The following is a 16,216-nucleotide window of genomic DNA, read 5'->3' as shown; positions in this document are numbered from 1 at the left end:
TACCCGCGGCGTCGTCAGCGGCGCGACATGTAGATGTCGAGTGCCTTGTGGAGCAGCTTGTTGAGCGGGAAGTCCCACTCGCCGACGTACTCGACGGCCTCGCCGCCGGTGCCGACCTTGAACTGGATCAGACCGAAGAGGTGGTCCGTCTCGTCGAGCGAGTCGCTGATGCCCCGCAGGTCGTAGACCGTCGCGCCCATGGCATACGAGTCGCGCAGCATCCGCCACTGCATCGCGTTCGAGGGCCGGACCTCGCGCCCGATGTTGTCCGACGCGCCGTAGGAGTACCAGACATGGCCGCCGACGACGAGCATCGTCGCCGCGGACAGGTTCACCCCGTTGTGGCGCGCGAAGTACAGGCGCATGCGGTTGGGGTCCTCGCTGTTGAGCACCGTCCACATCCGCTGGAAGTACGAGAGCGGGCGCGGCCGGAAGCGGTCCCGCTCGGCCGTGATCTCGTACAGCCGCTGCCATTCGGCCAGGTCCTCGTAGCGGCCCTGGACGACCTCGACGCCGGCTTTCTCGGCCTTCTTGATGTTGCGGCGCCACAGCTGGTTGAAGCCCTTGAGGACGTCGTCGAGCGACCGGTTGGCGAGCGGGACCTGGTAGACGTACCGGGGCTGGACGTCACCGAAGCCGGCGCCGCCGTCCTCGCCCTGCTGCCAGCCCATCTTCCGCAGCCGGTCCGCCACTTCGAACGCGCGCGGTTCGATGTGCGTCGCCTCCACGTCGCGCAGGCGCTTCACATCCGGGTCCTGGATACCGGCCTTGATGGCGGACGCGTTCCAGCGGCGGATGACGACCGGCGGGCCCATCTTCACGGAGAAGGCGCCCTGGTTCTTGAGGTGCGCCAGCATCGGCTGCAGCCAGTCGTCGAGGTTCGGGGCGTACCAGTTGATCACCGGGCCCTCGGGCATGTAGGCCAGGTACCGCTTGATCTTGGGGAGTTGGCGGTAGAGGACCAGGCCCACGCCGACGAGCTCGCCGCTCTTGTCGAACCAGCCCAGGTTCTCCGAGCGCCACTCCGTCTTCACATCCGCCCACGCCGGAACCTGGCAGTGACTGGCCGAGGGCAGGCTCTGGACGTACGCCAGATGCTGCTCACGGCTGATGGTCCTCAGGGTCAGGCTCATGCGGGGCGCTCCTCGGCAGGTGTGTCCCCATGGGTACAGGGGCTCCGGCTCTCGCGCCGAAGCCTACTGGTCCGAGGACGGGCCCCGAATGGCTGTGCGCAGGAGCGGGTGGCTGTGCACGGGAGCGGGCCGCCCATCGGCCCGCTCCCGCTCCCGTTCCTGTTGTGGTCCGGGGCGGCCTCAGCCGAGGACTCCGCCGAAGAGACCGCCGTGGGCCATCCCCAGGAAGAAGCCCACCGCGGATGCACCCAGGCCGATGATCAGCAGGAATCGCTCGCGCGTCGTGGCCGAGATGAACTGCCCGTACGCGCCGGTCGCGATCCCGATGAGCCCGGCCCACGAGGTCAGCAGATGCAGGCTGTGGAACATCGCCGTGACGAACGCGAGAGCGCCCAGTACCAGCGTCACCGCCATCAGGGTGTCCTGAAGGGGATGAGGCTTGCCGTCCGTGGCGAGCAGAGAGGCGGAGGAAGGACGTCGCATTGCCTGTGCCATGAGGCACCTCCTGGCTTTGCCGAAGGCGGCGCATGGTAGCGCCGCGCACACCCGATGTGTACAGATTGGGGCCATCGGGCAGCGGATTTCAACCGGAAGCCCGGGTGCAGGTACTCTGTACGGTCTGCACCGGTGTCTGCCCAGGCCAGGATGCGATCTCCACTCGACGAGGGGGGATTGTCAGTGGCGGCGGATACCGTTGCTCACGCATCACGACCCTCCTGCCACGGAACGACCGTGGCCGCTGAGTCCAAAGGAGGTGGGTTCCACATGCGTCACTACGAGGTGATGGTCATCCTCGACCCCGATCTCGAGGAGCGTTCTGTCTCCCCGCTGATCGAGAACTTCCTCTCCGTCGTCCGTGAGGGCAACGGAAAGGTCGAGAAGGTCGACACCTGGGGCCGTCGTCGTCTCGCTTACGAGATCAAGAAGAAGCCCGAGGGCATCTACTCGGTCATCGACCTGCAGGCCGAGCCTGCGGTCGTCAAGGAGCTCGACCGCCAGATGAACCTGAACGAGTCGGTCCTCCGGACCAAGGTCCTCCGTCCCGAGACCCACTGAGCATCTAGCTCAGAGGTCATCGGGTTCGAGTAGCAGCAAGCAGCCAGAAGCAATCCCGCCGAGAGGTTCACCCATGGCAGGCGAGACCGTCATCACGGTCGTCGGCAATCTCGTCGACGACCCCGAGCTGCGCTTCACCCCGTCCGGTGCGGCGGTCGCGAAGTTCCGCGTCGCGTCCACTCCCCGCACCTTCGACCGTCAGACCAATGAGTGGAAGGACGGCGAAAGCCTCTTCCTCACCTGCTCGGTCTGGCGTCAGGCGGCGGAGAACGTCGCCGAGTCGCTCCAGCGCGGCATGCGTGTCGTCGTGCAGGGCCGGCTCAAGCAGCGGTCCTACGAGGACCGCGAGGGCGTCAAGCGCACGGTCTACGAACTGGACGTCGAGGAAGTCGGCCCCAGCCTCAAGAACGCCACGGCCAAGGTCACCAAGACCACCGGTCGCGGTGGCCAGGGCGGCTACGGCGGCGGCCAGCAGCAGGGCGGCGGCAACTGGGGCGGCGGCCCCGGTGGTGGTCAGCAGCAGGGCGGCGGCGGTGCACCCGCCGACGACCCCTGGGCCACCAGTGCCCCGGCCGGCGGCGGCCAGCAGCAGGGTGGGGGCAGCTGGGGCGGAAGCTCCGGCGGTTCCGGCGGCGGCTACTCGGACGAGCCTCCCTTCTAGGGACAGCTCGTTACCCACTTCTTGATCACACAGGAGAAACACCATGGCGAAGCCGCCTGTGCGCAAGCCTAAGAAGAAGGTCTGCGCGTTCTGCAAGGACAAGACCGCTTACGTGGACTACAAGGACACGAACATGCTGCGGAAGTTCATTTCCGACCGCGGCAAGATCCGTGCCCGCCGCGTCACCGGCAACTGCACGCAGCACCAGCGTGACGTCGCCACGGCCGTGAAGAACAGCCGTGAGATGGCGCTGCTGCCCTACACGTCCACCGCGCGATAAGGGAAGGGTGACCGAAACATGAAGATCATCCTCACCCACGAGGTCTCTGGCCTCGGTGCTGCCGGCGACGTCGTGGACGTCAAGGACGGCTACGCTCGCAACTACCTGGTCCCGCGCGGTTTCGCAATCCGCTGGACCAAGGGTGGCGAGAAGGACGTGGCGCAGATCCGCCGCGCCCGCAAGATCCACGAGATCGCGACCATCGAGCAGGCCAACTCCATCAAGGGCCAGCTCGAGGCCGTCAAGGTGCGTCTGGCTGTTCGCTCCGGCGACGCCGGCCGCCTCTTCGGCTCCGTCACCCCGGCCGACATCGCCTCGGCGATCAAGGCTGCCGGTGGCCCGGAGGTCGACAAGCGCCGCGTCGAGCTCGGTTCGCCGATCAAGACCCTGGGCTCGCACCAGGTGTCCGTGCGTCTGCACCCCGAGGTTGCCGCACAGCTCGGCGTCGAGGTCGTCGCCGCCTAAGCGGTGCGCTCGGCAGAGCAGTTGAGAAGGGCCGCACCCCTGGGGGTGCGGCCCTTCCGCCGTTGCGGGTTGCTCGGCCAGCGGCACGTTTCACGTGAAACCGCAGCCTGCTGCGGCCGAAGTGATGGTCATCGAGTCGCTCCCGTGACGATCCACCGTCCGGAACGCGCCCGCCACCACAGCGTCAGCAACCGCACGGTCATCATCAGGGTCATCGCCCACCAAAGAGCGGTCAGACCGCCCCCGAGGGCGGGAACGAGCAGTGCGACGGGCGCGAAGGCGGCCAGCGTGAGCAGCATCGCCCATGCCAGATACGGGCCGTCGCCCGCGCCCATCAGGACGCCGTCCAGGACGAACACGACACCCGCGATGGGCTGGGACACCGCCACGACCAGGAGCGCGGGAAGCAGCGTGTCCTGAACAGCCTGGTCGCCCGTGAACAACGGGATGAAGAGCGGACGCGAGATCACGACAAGGACACCGAGCACCACACCCGCCGCCACGCCCCACTGCACCATCCGCCGGCACACCTGCCGGGCACCCTCGGCGTCCCCGGCTCCCAGATAGCGGCCGATGATGGCTTGTCCGGCGATGGCGATGGCATCCAGCGCGAAGGCCATCAGACTCCACAGCGAGAGCACGATCTGGTGGGCGGCGATATCGGCGTCGCCGAGCCGGGCCGCCACGGCCGTGGCGATCAGCAGGACCGCTCGCAGGGAGAGCGTACGGACCAGTAGCGGTACTCCGGCCTGGGCGCTGGCCCTTATCCCGGCTGCGTCGGGGCGCAGCGAAGAACCATGCCGTCGTGCTCCGCGGACGACGACAACGAGGTAGGCGGCAGCCATACCGCACTGGGCGATCACCGTTCCCCATGCGGACCCGGCGATGCCGAGGCCGGCTCCGTAGACCAGGCCGGCGTTGAGGGCTGCGTTGGCGGTGAAGCCACCGACCGCGACATAGAGGGGAGTACGGGTGTCCTGGAGGCCACGGAGCACGCCCGTGGCCGCGAGGACGATCAGCATGGCGGGAATGCCGAAACTGGAGATCCTCAGATAGGTGATCGCGTGGGGCGCGGCTGTGTCGGAGGCACCGAAGACGCCTACCAGCCACGGGGCCGTCGGCAAAGTGACGGCGATGACGGCGATGCCGAGAACGAACGCCAGCCAGATGCCGTCCATGCCCTGCCGGATGGCCGCCTGGAGATCACCGGCTCCCACCCGGCGTGCGACGGCAGCCGTGGTCGCATAGGCCAGGAAGACGAAGACGCTCACCGCCGTCATCAGCAGGGCTGCCGCGACGCCGAGGCCGGCCAGTTGCGGGGTGCCGAGATGGCCGACGACGGCGCTGTCGACCATCACGAAGAGGGGTTCGGCGACAAGGGCGCCGAAGGCCGGGACAGCGAGCGCGACGATCTCTCGGTCGTGCAGCTTCCGGCGTTCCTCCCGCCCCACGGGAACGTGTGTCATGGCGTCAATGTAATCTTCCACAGGTAACAGATGCAATCCAAGTGCACTCCTTACGGAGTGGTGGGTTGACGGCTCGTCCGTGTGCCGTTTGTTCTGATCTTGGTCCGGTCGGGAAAGTTTTTCTCCCCCACAGGCAGTGGACGCGAAAGCTGCAGGTCAAGTGAGGTTCAGGCAGGGGATCGTGAACTTTTCCACAGTACTGTCCCCCGGTCCGTGCACAGGTTGCGGAGGGTTCTCCACAGCATCCGGTGCTTCGTCCACATGCCCTGTGGATAACCAGATTGGCTGACGGTGCCGCCGGGCCTACGGTGTACCGTCGCCCGGCTCACGAAAAGCCACCGCAGAAGCCTCGCAGCAAGCGGAGTTCGGCGACTCATTTTGTCAGTGCCGTGGCGTAGAAAGAGTGCCTCGGCGTAGGTCCGTGGAGCGGACGGGAGGAGGTGGCCCGGGTGAGCATTTCCGAGCCCCTGGACGATCCGTGGGCGGCCGACAGTCCGGGGGACCGCCTTCCCGCTTCCCGTCAGCGTCGTCACGAGGCCAGGAGCCGGGAGGACCAGCACGACCGCGGCAGAGAGAGCGGCGGCTGGGACGGTGGATCTCCCGGGTTCGAGCGCGTTCCGCCCCAGGACCTGGACGCCGAGCAGTCCGTTCTCGGCGGCATGCTGCTGTCCAAAGACGCCATCGCCGACGTCGTGGAGATCATCAAGGGCCACGACTTCTACCGCCCGGCCCATGAAACGGTCTACCAGGCCATCCTCGACCTCTACGCCAAGGGCGAGCCGGCCGACCCCATCACGGTCGCGGCCGAGCTGGTCAAGCGTGGCGAGATCACCCGCGTGGGCGGCGCTCCGTATCTGCACACACTGGTTCAGTCGGTCCCCACCGCGGCCAACGCCTCGTACTACGCGGAGATCGTCCACGAGCGCGCGGTTCTGCGCCGACTCGTGGAAGCCGGCACCAAGATCACACAGATGGGATACGCCGCCGACGGGGACGTCGACGAGATCGTGAACTCCGCGCAGGCCGAGATCTACGCCGTCACCGAGCAGCGCACAAGCGAGGACTACCTGCCGCTCGGCGACATCATGGAGGGCGCGCTCGACGAGATCGAGGCCATCGGATCGCGCAGCGGCGAGATGACCGGTGTGCCAACAGGCTTCACGGACTTCGACTCTCTGACCAACGGCCTGCACCCGGGCCAGATGATCGTCATTGCCGCTCGTCCCGCCATGGGTAAGTCGACGCTGGCGCTGGACTTCGCGCGGGCCGCCTCGATCAAGAACAACCTGCCCAGCGTGATCTTCTCGCTCGAAATGGGCCGCAACGAGATCGCGATGCGACTGCTGTCCGCCGAGGCCCGGGTCGCGCTGCACCACATGCGATCGGGCACGATGACGGACGAGGACTGGACGCGGCTGGCGCGCAGGATGCCGGATGTGTCGCAGGCACCGTTGTACATCGACGACTCGCCGAACCTCTCAATGATGGAGATCCGGGCGAAGTGCCGTCGGCTCAAGCAGCGCAATGAACTCAAACTGGTGGTCATCGACTATCTGCAGCTGATGCAGTCGGGCGGTTCGAAGCGGGCCGAGAGCCGCCAGCAGGAGGTCTCCGACATGTCGCGAAACCTCAAGCTGCTGGCCAAGGAGCTCGAGGTTCCGGTGATCGCGCTGTCCCAGCTGAACCGTGGCCCCGAGCAGCGCACGGACAAGAAGCCGATGGTCTCCGACCTGCGTGAGTCCGGCTCCATCGAGCAGGACGCGGACATGGTGATCCTGCTGCACCGCGAGGACGCGTACGAGAAGGAGTCGCCACGAGCGGGCGAGGCGGACCTGATCGTGGCCAAGCACCGAAACGGTCCCACGGCGACGATCACGGTGGCTTTCCAGGGCCACTATTCGCGGTTCGTGGACATGGCGCAGACCTGATCGGTCGATAGGGGCTCAAAAGCCTTGGCAGAATCTCACGGCAGTTGGCAGATGGATGGCAGAGATGCCACTGCCATGAGACTCGCAGTTGCCCCGTCGCATCCCAGTTGGCGGATTCTCGCGGGATCCCAGCCGTGCTGGCGGATTCTCACGTCATCGCGCTCAGAGCGGCGCCGCACCGAATGCGTCCGGCCTGTACCGCGGGGCGAGGTCGGTCGAGGCGTCTAAGGTCGGCGCCACTGGGGCGCGAGAGGCCCGGTGCCCGGCCCGCAATCCGCTCCAGTCCGGCCGGCCGACCGGTAGGGGCTGTGCATGGCGAGAAAGCGGACGTCGAGGTCGGTCTCCAGGTAGTCCATGCGCTGCTCCCAGAAGGCTTGCATGTGGGGGAGGGCAAGGTGGGCGTCGAGATCGGCCTGGGAGCGCCAGGCCTCGTAGAAGACGAAGACTCCGGGGGCATTGCGATCTTCGTGGAAGTGGTACTCCAGGCAGCCGGACTCCTGCCGGGTCGGCTCGACGAACGAGAGCAGAAGCTGCTTCAACTCCTCGGCACGTTCGGGTTTGGGGCGAGCGGTGCCGACGAGTGCGAATGGCTGAGTCATGCAGGGTTCTCTCCCTGATAGGTACAATCAATCTCGTACCTGCCGGACGCTATCGAACTCATAGGTACGATGCAATCCGTACCTGAATGGAGGTGTCCCGAATGCCCGACGGTGAAGGCCACCCGAACGTCGAGGAGTTCGAGCTCGGCCCGGTCCTCTCCGCGCTCGCAGATCCGCTGCGCCGCCGAGTGGTGCGTGAGCTGGCAGCCGGACCCGACGGCGCGGCCAGGACGTGCAGCTCCTTCGGGCTGCCGGTCTCCAAGGCGACCGTCACGCATCACTTCCGTGCACTGCGCAAGGCCGGGTTGATCCGGCAGGTCGACCGTGGCAACAGCCGGATGGCCAGCCTGCGCCGGGCCGACATCGAGCAGCGGTTTCCCGGACTGCTGGGCATCGTGGCAGCCGAGCCGGAGGAGTGAGCTCAGGGGCGGGACAGTCCCGTTCGCACCAGCGCCCTGACCCACGCTCGCGTTGACGCCGCGTCCACGGCAGACGCGACTTCCGTGAAAGCCAGGCCGATTGAGAACGTCCGGAGCCCGGATTCTCAAACCGTCTGGCAACGCCGCAGGTCAAAACCCTTTCATGTGTCACATGCGTTGCGACGGGACAGCAGTTCAGGGGCTTTACTCGTTCGAGTGGCTCGGGCGGTAGTCCGGGTCACCCAGGACGGGCGCTCAGCGCCGCGTCTCGTACCTGGTCAGGATCACGCCGCAGGGAAGCGTCCGCGTCTCCACCAGGTTCAGGTTCACCCAGTTGTCCAGCGCGGTGAAGAACGGCGTGCCGCCGCCCACCAGGACCGGCGCGGTGGCCAGCACGTACTCGTCAATCAGCCCGGCCCGCATGGCCGCCCCGGCGAGCGTCGCGCCGCCGATGTCCATCGGGCCGCCGTCCTCGGCCTTGAGCCGGGTGATCTCGGCGACCGCGTCGCCGGTGACCAGGCGGGTGTTCCAGTCGACCTTGTCGATCGTCGAGGAGAACACCACCTTCGACATGTCCCGCCAGCGGCGCGCGAACTCGATCTCCGCCGGGGTGGCGTTGGGCTGCTGGTCGCCGGTCGGCCAGTAGGAGCTCATCGTCTGCCACAGCTTGCGCCCGTACAGCGACAGGTCGGTCGCCTGCAACTGGTCGGACCAAAACTGGAACAGCTCGTCGCTCGGCACGCTCCAGCCGATGTCGTCGCCGGGCGCGGCGAGGTAGCCGTCCAGGGTCAGGTTCATGCCGTAGATCAGTTTCCGCATGGCGCCAGCCTTCCGTGAGTCGGTCTCACGAGTACAGACCGGCGCGGCGCGGCAAACTCATCGGTGCGCGATCTGAGCGCACATGTAGTCCTCGTGCTTGGTGGCTCAGCCGCAGACTCATCGTTCCGCCGAGGAAATGGCATCGACCTGAGACTGATCTTGGGTGACATCGCGGTGAGACAACAGAGAACCAGCAGGTCACAGAAGATCGACATGTCATCGGCGGCGAGACCCTACACGAGGGGGCCAGGTCAGGGTGGGTTCATTGGGTCCGCGTGTCCCGGAAATGCGGTCGACTCGACGGACCGTCACCGATAGACCTGCTTCATGACGTCATCCTTGGAAGAACTGCTCCCCGCAACCCGGCGGGCTCTGTTCCATCGCCTCGCCGTTGCCCAGAGCGAAGGGCGCGCGCCGTCGTTCGTGGGAGCCGTTCAGCGCGACGGGCAACTGGTGTGGACGGGCTCCCGTACATCCGTCGACGGGCATGCGCCGGACGCCGACACGCAGTACCGCATCGGCTCCATCACCAAGACCTTCACGGCGATTCTGGTGATGCGGCTGCGGGACGAGGGCCTGCTCGATCTGAACGACCCCCTGGAAAAGCATCTGACCGGGACAGGGATCGGCGAGGTGACGATCGCCCAGCTGCTGGGTCACAGCGCGGGCTTGAGCGCGGAGGCGCCTGCGCCCTGGTGGGAGCGGACGCCCGGCTCGCTCCGTCCCGAGCTGTCCGACGTGCTCGGTGACGGTGCGCAGATGCATCCTCCGGGCCGGCGGCATCACTACTCCAACCCTGGTTACACCGCGCTGGGTTCACTCGTCGAAGCGGTGCGCGGCGCCTCGTGGGAAGAGGTGCTGACCCAGGAGATCCTTGAACCGCTCGGACTCCGGCGGACAAGCACACAGGCACAGGCTCCGCACGCAGGTGGTTGGGCCGTGCATCCGTGGGCGGATGTGATGCTCCCCGAGCCCACCGAGGACCTCGGGCTCATGGCCCCTGCCGGGCAACTCTGGTCGACCGCGGCCGACCTGTGCCGGTTCGCGGGCTTCCTCGTCGAGGGGGACGACCGGGTGCTCCGCGCAGAGTCCGTGCGGGAGATGCGGACTCCGTCCGCACCTCCGGAGGCGGGCGAGTGGGACAGCTGCTACGGACTGGGGCTGCAGATCGTCAGAAACGAGGGACGCACCCTCGTCGGACATGGGGGTTCGCTGCCTGGCTTCCTCGCCGGGCTGTGGGTGAGCGTGGAGGACGGTGTCGCCGCGGTTGCCCTGGCGAATGCCACTTCCGGGGCGCTCACCGCGACCGTGGCGGCCGACCTCGTACGCATCGTGGCCGAGGCCGAGCCGAGAATCCCTGAGCCGTGGCGTCCGCTGCCGGAGGTCGACCAGGAGCTCCTGGTTCTGACCGGGCCGTGGTACTGGGGCACGTACGCCTATGGCCTGCGGCTGGTCACCGACCGGGGTCTGGAACTGGAACCGCTGCGGGGTGCGGGCCGCCGATCGCGATTCCAGGCGACTTCCGAGGAAACATGGATCGGCCTGGACGGCTACTACGCGGGCGAGACCCTGCGGGTGGTGCGACGCGGCGACGGCTCCGTGAGCCATCTGGACCTGGGCTCCTTTGTCTTCACACGGGAGCCGTACGAGCCGGGGGAGGGCGTTCCCGGGGGCGTTGACCCTTCCGGATGGCAAGGACTCCGTAACTGAGCCGCATCACGACGTTTCACGTGAAACCGCACGCATGGGTGTCGGCAGCCGGTCCCCGCGAGGTGCGGGCTACGCGGATCGGGCAGGGACCTTGAGCTCTTCGACCGCCCTGACCAGCGGGGCCAGCTCAGGGTTCTTGGCAGCTTCGTCCAGGGCCTCACGCAGAGCGTTGTCGTTGGTGGGCCGTGCCTCGGCGAGCAGCTTGAGGCCGGCCTCGCTCACGTCGGTGTAGATGCCCCGGCGGTCGGTGGGGCAGAGATAGCGGGAGAGCAGGCCGCGATCCTCGAGGCGGGTGACGAGGCGCGTCGTTGCGCTCTGGCTGAGGACGACGGCGTCGGCGACCTGCTTCATCTGGAGATGACCGCCCTCGCCGTCGTGCTGGCGGCTGAGGACGTCGAGGAGTGAGTACTCCCGGGCGCTGAGGCCGTGCTTCGACTCGAGGGCGCGCTCGATGTGCGCCTCGATCTTGCCGTGGAGCAGCGAGAGGGCGCACCAGCCCTGTGCGAGGGCGGTGAGGGCGGGGTCGGTCGCTGTCATGTGTCTCCTCCTCGGTGCCGGAGCGGCTCATCACCAGGGTAGGCGATAGACGCAATAGACCGCGTATGCGACTAGCCAGCGACTGCAATTATTCTCGGAGTGTTCCGATGACCCCCTCTCGGGTCCCGTTCCGCCCTTCAGGCCGCTTACCGCGGTCGCTCAGCCCGCCGCGACCGTCAGAGGTGCGAAGCGACGGGTCCAGTCACCGGGCAGCTCCGGGACGCCCAAGGTCATCACCGCGTTGAAAGCGACGGGGGCCAGACCGCATTCCTTCACCCAGGTCAGCAGTTCCCCGTGGCGCACATCGATGTCGGTCCGCAGCGGGCGGTCCGTGCCCGATGCCAGGGACGCGATCAGGGCCTTCGCCGTTTCGGTGTCCCGGGCGATCAGCGGGCCGACGACCTGGGTGGCCATGTTCGGCCAGGCGGCTGCGTACCCCGTCAGTACTCCGTCGTCCTCCGCCACGCGCAGTTGGTCCGCGAAGGCGGGGAGGCGCGTGATCATGTGCGTGCGGTCGAGGCCGAAGATCTCGTTGTCCAGGCGCAGCAGCGCGGGCAGGTCCTCCGCGGTGGCCGGGCGGGTCCCCACCCGCGGTTGCGGCCCAGAGGCGGTGAAGTGGCCGCGGACCATCTCGGCGCGACCGGTGGTGGCAAAGCCCAGCTCTTCGTAGAGGGGCTTCCCGTTGGGTGTGGCGTGGAGCGTGACCGGGGTGCTGCCCACCTCGTTCAGCACATGTTTCATCAGACGGCGTCCGATGCCCTGGCGGGAGTGTCGCTCCGCCACCAGCACCATGCCGATGGCCGCAAGGTCGGTCTCGTAGCGCGTGACCACGCACGCGGTCACCAACCCCTTGCCCTCGGGGTCGTCGATTCCGTACCCGGTACCGGCGGCAAGGAGCAGACCCCACTTGTGCTCCTCGCGCGGCCAGCCGCGATCTTCGGAGAGGTCGGCGCAGGCCACGAGGTCATCCGTGGTCAGGTGCCTGATGGGGAGTTCGGGGAGGGGCGTCTGCATGAGCTCAGGCTGTCTGACGCATTGATCGTTCGTCCACCACTTTTGATGAACTGGCCAAGACGCGCGCCCGACGGCCGCGCCGGGTGAGGCCCCATGGCTTGAGCACGGAGATGACCATCATGAAGAGATAGGCGGCCAGTGAGACGGCCGGACCCATCAGCAGGTCGCGGGGGTCGGCGACGACTCCGCCGGAGGCGACGATGTCGGCGGCCCTACTGACGCCCGGGCGCAGCATGAGGACGGACGCGGTGGTGGTTGCGACGGTCAACCAGAACTTGATGCAGACCCAGCGGTGGCGGGCCAGCCCCCACTTCGTGCCCAGCGACAGAACGAGACCGCTGAGCAGGGTGAGCAGCGCCACGGGTAGCACCAGCCAGTCCGTGAAGACGTTCATGGAGCGGTACGAGGCCTCGATCATGGACGCTGATTCCGTGGTGTACGCCGTGAGTGCAAGCGCGAGCAGGCCGAGGGTGAGCCCGAGCCAGCCGGCGGATGCGGCGACATGGACGACGAGAACGGCCCGGCGGACGGGACGCTTGAGTGGTTTCACGTGAAACACAGTGCCGGGCAGCGGGTTCTGGCGCGTCTGACAGGGGGAGTGGTCGAAGGTACTAGCCTCGGCGTACATGAGACGACGCCCGAGGCTCCATATCTTCGATCTGGACGGCACTCTGATCCACGGTTCGGCGGCACCGGTCGAGATCTCCCGTCAGCTCGGGCTGCTGGACGAAATCGGCGAGGTGGAGCGGGACCTGATCGCGGGCCGGATCGGACCGCCGGAGTATGCGGTGCGCGTGCATGCCCTGTGGGCCGACCTCACCGAAGCGCATGTCGCCGCGGCTTTCGAAGCCGCTCCTTGGCTTCTGGGCATCCGGGAGGTGTGGAGCGAGATCCGGGAGGGCGGCGATTTCTGCGCCGTGATCTCCCTGTCGCCGTCGTTCTTCGTGGAGAGGCTGCTGGGCTGGGGCGCTCATGCGACCCATGGCTCACGCTTCCCCGAGATTCCCTTCAGCCGGCCCGTGGATCCGGCGGGCATCCTCAGCGCTGCCGCGAAGGTGGAAGTCGCCGGCCGGCTCTGCATCGAGTTCGGCGTGGGCCTGGACGCCTGCGTCGCCTACGGCGATTCCCTGTCGGACGCCGAGATCTTCGCGGCGGTGCCCACAGCGGTGGCTGTGAACGCCGATCACCATCTCTCCGGCCTGGCCACTCACACCTACGCGGGACGCGATCTCCGCGAGGCCTACGAACTGGTGCGCGTCGCCCGGTAGTTCCTGACCGGCCCCGGTGACTGGCTCAGCCCAGGTCTGGAGCGTGCATGGCCCTTACGCCTTCGATGTTGCCGTCCAGGTAGTGGCGCAGCGAAAGCGGCACGAGATGGACGGCGGCGATTCCGACGCGACTGAACGGCACCCGCACGATCTCGTACTCGCCGCAGGGCTCGTCGACCTCGGGGCCATGGCGCAGGGCCGGGTCCATGGACTCCAGACGGCAGACGAAGAAGTGCTGCACCTTCACTCCCGTCACGCCGCCGTCCGCAATGTGCTCGACGGTGTCGACGAAGCACGGCACGACGTCGGTGATCTTGGCGCCCAGCTCCTCGTGGACCTCCCGGTGGAGCGCGTCGACGACGGTGGCGTCCTCCGCTTCGACCCCGCCGCCGGGCGTCAGCCAGTACGGGTCCACGCCGGGCTTGGTGCGCTTGATCAGGACGAGGTCGCCGCCGTCGAGCAGGATGGCGCGTGCGGTGCGCTTGACCACTGGTCGTTCGGTCATGGCAAGAGAGTGGCCCATGTCTCCGCGTCTGAAACTCGTGTGGGCGTTCCGTGTGTGTCCGTCACCGGTCGGCGGCGGAGCGCAGCAGCGGTCCGTCACCAGTCGGCGGCGGAGCGCAGCAGTGATTCGTGCGCCCTGGCGATATGGGGGTGGGCGAGCGTTCCCGTGCGTACGACGAGGAAGTACGTGCGCAGCGGCGGCACTGGAGGGTCGAGCAGAGCGACGACGCGGCCTCGTTCCAGGGCGTCCTCGCACAGATAGCGCGGCAGTACGGCGAGCCCGGCGCCGGAGGCGGTGGTTTCCAGGACGGCCCGCAGATCGGGTGCGATGACCGTGCCTGCGGCTGCCGGCGGCGAGTCGAAGACGGCGTGCCAGTAGCGCGACACAAAAGGTAAGGATTCGTGGACCTCGACCACCGGAAGCTGATCGAGCACGACGTGTCCCCGGCGTAGCTCCGAGGGTCCCAGGCGTGCGGCCCAGCGCGGGGCGGCGACGAGGACGTGCTCCTCATCGCACAGCGTCGTGGCGCTGAGGAGGGCGCCCCGCGGCCGAGCGGTGGCGATGGCCAGGTCGTGATGGCCTGCGGCGAGTCCGCCGAGGCTCTCCTCCGCGTTCCCGAACGAAGCGCGCAGAGCGAGCCCCTGGCCGATCAGCGGGCTGAGTGCGGGCAGGGCGCGCATCGCGATGAACTCTGGCGGGCCGGCGAGGTGGAGCGTGCGGATGCCGGTCTCGTTGTCGAGCCCCGCTTCGGTTATCTCGAGGAGGGCGTCGAGGTGGGGTGCCGCCCGGTGGGCCAGCTCGTCGCCGACGGTCGTAGGGGTGACGCCGCGCGCCTGGCGGAGGAAGAGCGGTTTGCCGAGCTGCCGCTCCAGCGTGCGGATCTGCCCGGTCACCGCCGGCTGGGAGAGTCCGAGGAGCGCGGCGGCGCGCGTGAAGGATCCTGCCCGGTGCACCGTGACGAATGTGCGCAGCAGGGCCAGATCCATGCCATTCCCTTCCCGATCGGATGTTGCCCCCGAACCCCGCCAACTATAAATAAGTCGATAGGCCTCTGTCGCTACAGTGATTGGACACTGACGCTGAGTCAACTAGCCTTGTCGACACGGTTCTTGGCGCGCGGGAACCGAGGGCGGTCCGAGCCATGAGGGGGGAGGTTCGGACCGTCCGTCTTCCTCGCCGGGTTCAGCCGCCGTGCGCAGGCGGCCGTAGGTCAGCGGCAGGAGCAGCCGCCTCGTCCAGTGCCCGCAGCACGTCGGCCACCAGGTCGTCGGCATCCTCCGCGCCTGCGGAGAAGCGGATGAAGCCCTCCGGGACGGCGTCCCCGCCCCAGCGGCCGCGGCGTTCCGCGCTGGAGCGGACGCCGCCGAAGCTGGTCGCGTCGTCGACCAGCCGCAGCCCGTCGAGGAAGCGCTCCGCATGGGCACGGTCGGGCAGGTCGAAGGACACCACACAGCCGAAGCGCCGCATCTGCTGCGCCGCGAGCTTGTGCGAGGGGTCGGTCGGCAGTCCCGGGTGGCGCAGGCCGCTGACCTCGGCGCGGCCGCTCAGTGCCTGCGCGACGGCCAGCGCGTTCGCGCTCTGCCGGTCGGCACGCAGCTGAAGGGTGGCGAGCGACCGATGGGCGAGCCACGCCTCCATCGGCCCCGGGATCGCGCCGACGATCTTGCGCCAGCGCCGTACGCCTGCCGCGAGCTGCGGGTCCCGGCAGGTCACATGACCCAGCAGGATGTCGCCGTGGCCGGTCATGCCCTTGGTGTCGCTGGCCACCGAGAAGTCGGCGCCCAGCTCGAGCGGCCGCTGGCCGAGGGGGGTGGCCAGGGTGTTGTCGACGGCGACGAGGGTTCCCGCCGCATGTGCGGCGTCGGTCAGCCGCCGGACGTCGCACACGTCGAGCCCCGGGTTGGACGGTGTCTCGAGCCACAGCAGCCGGGCCCCTTCGAGCACGCTCAGCTGGGCGTCGCCGCCGGTGGGGGCGGTGCGCACCTCGACGCCGAACGCCCGCAGCTGGTCGTGGACCAGCGGCAGCGCCTGGTAGCCGTCGTCGGGCATGACGACGACGTCTCCGGTCTTCAGCTGCGACATCAGTACGGCGGAGACGGCCGCCATGCCGGAGGCGAAGACGACGGTCTCGACACTCTCCCCGGGGGCTTCGAGCTCGCCGACGGCCCGCTCGAGATGGGTCCAGGTCGGGTTCTCGTCCCGGCCGTACGTGTACGGGCCGGTCGGCTCTCCGGGCAGGTGGAAGTGGGCGGCGAAGACCGGGCCGGGGAGGGTCGGTTCGTACTTCACCGGTTCGGGCAGCCCCGCCCGTACGGCCGTGGTGCCGTCGCCCTGGGCCGTGCCGGTCATGCCATGC

At 68.0% G+C, this 16,216-nt stretch carries 19 protein-coding genes; 8 read left to right on the top strand and 11 right to left on the bottom strand.

Annotated elements, in window-relative coordinates; genetic code table 11:
- Positions 1-14: 14 nt before the first annotated feature.
- Together ACZ4SA_RS02325 and ACZ4SA_RS02320 are read right to left on the bottom strand one after the other, a co-directional pair.
- Complete coding sequence (locus tag ACZ4SA_RS02325; protein ID WP_468268851.1) at positions 15-1,133, bottom strand: lipid II:glycine glycyltransferase FemX; 1,119 nt, start codon at positions 1,131-1,133, stop codon at positions 15-17.
- A gap of 180 nt (positions 1,134-1,313) precedes the next feature.
- Positions 1,314-1,628 carry a hypothetical protein gene (locus ACZ4SA_RS02320; RefSeq protein WP_468268848.1) on the bottom strand — a complete coding sequence of 105 codons (315 nt, stop codon included), beginning with the start codon at positions 1,626-1,628 and terminating at the stop codon, positions 1,314-1,316.
- A gap of 270 nt (positions 1,629-1,898) precedes the next feature.
- Between ACZ4SA_RS02320 and rpsF the strand changes: the two genes are divergently transcribed.
- The 4 genes from rpsF to rplI all read left to right on the top strand — a co-directional run bounded on the left by rpsF (position 1,899) and on the right by rplI (position 3,595).
- Complete coding sequence (gene rpsF, locus ACZ4SA_RS02315; protein WP_093655579.1) at positions 1,899-2,189, top strand: 30S ribosomal protein S6; 291 nt, start codon at positions 1,899-1,901, stop codon at positions 2,187-2,189.
- Positions 2,190-2,262: 73 nt separating this feature from the next.
- Complete coding sequence (locus ACZ4SA_RS02310) at positions 2,263-2,850, top strand: single-stranded DNA-binding protein (protein WP_468268845.1); 588 nt, start codon at positions 2,263-2,265, stop codon at positions 2,848-2,850.
- A gap of 43 nt (positions 2,851-2,893) precedes the next feature.
- Positions 2,894-3,130 (top strand): 30S ribosomal protein S18, encoded by a 237-nt coding sequence (gene rpsR / locus ACZ4SA_RS02305; protein WP_005315025.1) that lies wholly within the window; start codon positions 2,894-2,896, stop codon positions 3,128-3,130.
- Between the two features lie 18 nt (positions 3,131-3,148).
- Positions 3,149-3,595 (top strand): 50S ribosomal protein L9, encoded by a 447-nt coding sequence (gene rplI, locus ACZ4SA_RS02300; RefSeq protein ID WP_005315027.1) that lies wholly within the window; start codon positions 3,149-3,151, stop codon positions 3,593-3,595.
- 128 nt (positions 3,596-3,723) lie between these two features.
- Here the strand turns inward: rplI and ACZ4SA_RS02295 are convergent, their stop codons facing one another.
- On the bottom strand, positions 3,724-5,061 hold the full coding sequence (locus ACZ4SA_RS02295; protein WP_468268841.1) for an MATE family efflux transporter: 1,338 nt from the start codon (positions 5,059-5,061) through the stop codon (positions 3,724-3,726).
- Between the two features lie 467 nt (positions 5,062-5,528).
- On the opposite strand from ACZ4SA_RS02295, the gene dnaB reads away from it, so the two are divergent.
- A complete protein-coding gene (dnaB, locus tag ACZ4SA_RS02290; RefSeq protein WP_468269264.1) occupies positions 5,529-6,989 on the top strand; it encodes a replicative DNA helicase in 1,461 nt (486 codons plus the stop codon).
- Positions 6,990-7,213: 224 nt separating this feature from the next.
- On the opposite strand, the gene ACZ4SA_RS02285 is transcribed toward dnaB, so the two are convergent.
- Positions 7,214-7,588, bottom strand: coding sequence for a putative quinol monooxygenase (locus ACZ4SA_RS02285; RefSeq protein ID WP_468268838.1), 375 nt, complete (start codon positions 7,586-7,588; stop codon positions 7,214-7,216).
- A 101-nt stretch (positions 7,589-7,689) separates the two neighbouring features.
- On the opposite strand from ACZ4SA_RS02285, the gene ACZ4SA_RS02280 reads away from it, so the two are divergent.
- Positions 7,690-8,007: an ArsR/SmtB family transcription factor gene (locus tag ACZ4SA_RS02280; RefSeq protein WP_468268835.1), complete on the top strand. Its 318-nt coding sequence runs from the start codon at positions 7,690-7,692 to the stop codon at positions 8,005-8,007.
- A gap of 255 nt (positions 8,008-8,262) precedes the next feature.
- Here the strand turns inward: ACZ4SA_RS02280 and ACZ4SA_RS02275 are convergent, their stop codons facing one another.
- The gene (locus ACZ4SA_RS02275) at positions 8,263-8,826 is read right to left on the bottom strand and encodes a dihydrofolate reductase family protein (RefSeq protein ID WP_468268832.1); all 564 of its coding nucleotides are present in this window, start codon (positions 8,824-8,826) and stop codon (positions 8,263-8,265) included.
- Between the two features lie 327 nt (positions 8,827-9,153).
- On the opposite strand from ACZ4SA_RS02275, the gene ACZ4SA_RS02270 reads away from it, so the two are divergent.
- Positions 9,154-10,536 (top strand): serine hydrolase domain-containing protein, encoded by a 1,383-nt coding sequence (locus ACZ4SA_RS02270; protein ID WP_468268829.1) that lies wholly within the window; start codon positions 9,154-9,156, stop codon positions 10,534-10,536.
- 69 nt (positions 10,537-10,605) lie between these two features.
- On the opposite strand, the gene ACZ4SA_RS02265 is transcribed toward ACZ4SA_RS02270, so the two are convergent.
- The 3 genes from ACZ4SA_RS02265 to ACZ4SA_RS02255 all read right to left on the bottom strand — a co-directional run bounded on the left by ACZ4SA_RS02265 (position 10,606) and on the right by ACZ4SA_RS02255 (position 12,637).
- Positions 10,606-11,073 carry a MarR family winged helix-turn-helix transcriptional regulator gene (locus ACZ4SA_RS02265; RefSeq protein WP_403856732.1) on the bottom strand — a complete coding sequence of 156 codons (468 nt, stop codon included), beginning with the start codon at positions 11,071-11,073 and terminating at the stop codon, positions 10,606-10,608.
- Positions 11,074-11,232: 159 nt separating this feature from the next.
- A complete protein-coding gene (locus tag ACZ4SA_RS02260; protein WP_468268825.1) occupies positions 11,233-12,087 on the bottom strand; it encodes a GNAT family N-acetyltransferase in 855 nt (284 codons plus the stop codon).
- Between the two features lie 4 nt (positions 12,088-12,091).
- Positions 12,092-12,637: a DUF2269 domain-containing protein gene (locus ACZ4SA_RS02255; protein WP_468268822.1), complete on the bottom strand. Its 546-nt coding sequence runs from the start codon at positions 12,635-12,637 to the stop codon at positions 12,092-12,094.
- A 76-nt stretch (positions 12,638-12,713) separates the two neighbouring features.
- Here ACZ4SA_RS02255 and ACZ4SA_RS02250 point away from each other — a divergent pair, with 76 nt between their 5' ends.
- Entirely contained in the window at positions 12,714-13,355 is a 642-nt protein-coding gene (locus tag ACZ4SA_RS02250) for an HAD family hydrolase (RefSeq protein ID WP_468268819.1), read from the top strand.
- 25 nt (positions 13,356-13,380) lie between these two features.
- Here ACZ4SA_RS02250 and ACZ4SA_RS02245 read toward each other — a convergent pair whose 3' ends face one another.
- The 3 genes from ACZ4SA_RS02245 to ACZ4SA_RS02235 all read right to left on the bottom strand — a co-directional run bounded on the left by ACZ4SA_RS02245 (position 13,381) and on the right by ACZ4SA_RS02235 (position 16,209).
- Positions 13,381-13,860: an NUDIX domain-containing protein gene (locus ACZ4SA_RS02245; protein WP_468268816.1), complete on the bottom strand. Its 480-nt coding sequence runs from the start codon at positions 13,858-13,860 to the stop codon at positions 13,381-13,383.
- 95 nt (positions 13,861-13,955) lie between these two features.
- Positions 13,956-14,846: a LysR family transcriptional regulator gene (locus ACZ4SA_RS02240; RefSeq protein WP_468268813.1), complete on the bottom strand. Its 891-nt coding sequence runs from the start codon at positions 14,844-14,846 to the stop codon at positions 13,956-13,958.
- A 196-nt stretch (positions 14,847-15,042) separates the two neighbouring features.
- Positions 15,043-16,209: a cystathionine gamma-lyase gene (locus ACZ4SA_RS02235; protein ID WP_468268810.1), complete on the bottom strand. Its 1,167-nt coding sequence runs from the start codon at positions 16,207-16,209 to the stop codon at positions 15,043-15,045.
- Between the last annotated feature and the right edge of the window lie 7 nt (positions 16,210-16,216).

The sequence above is a fragment of the Streptomyces sp. NPDC027962 genome (assembly GCF_055566095.1).
The sequence above is the reverse complement of the archived record's forward strand: the minus strand, read 5'-3'. Positions and strand labels throughout refer to the sequence as shown.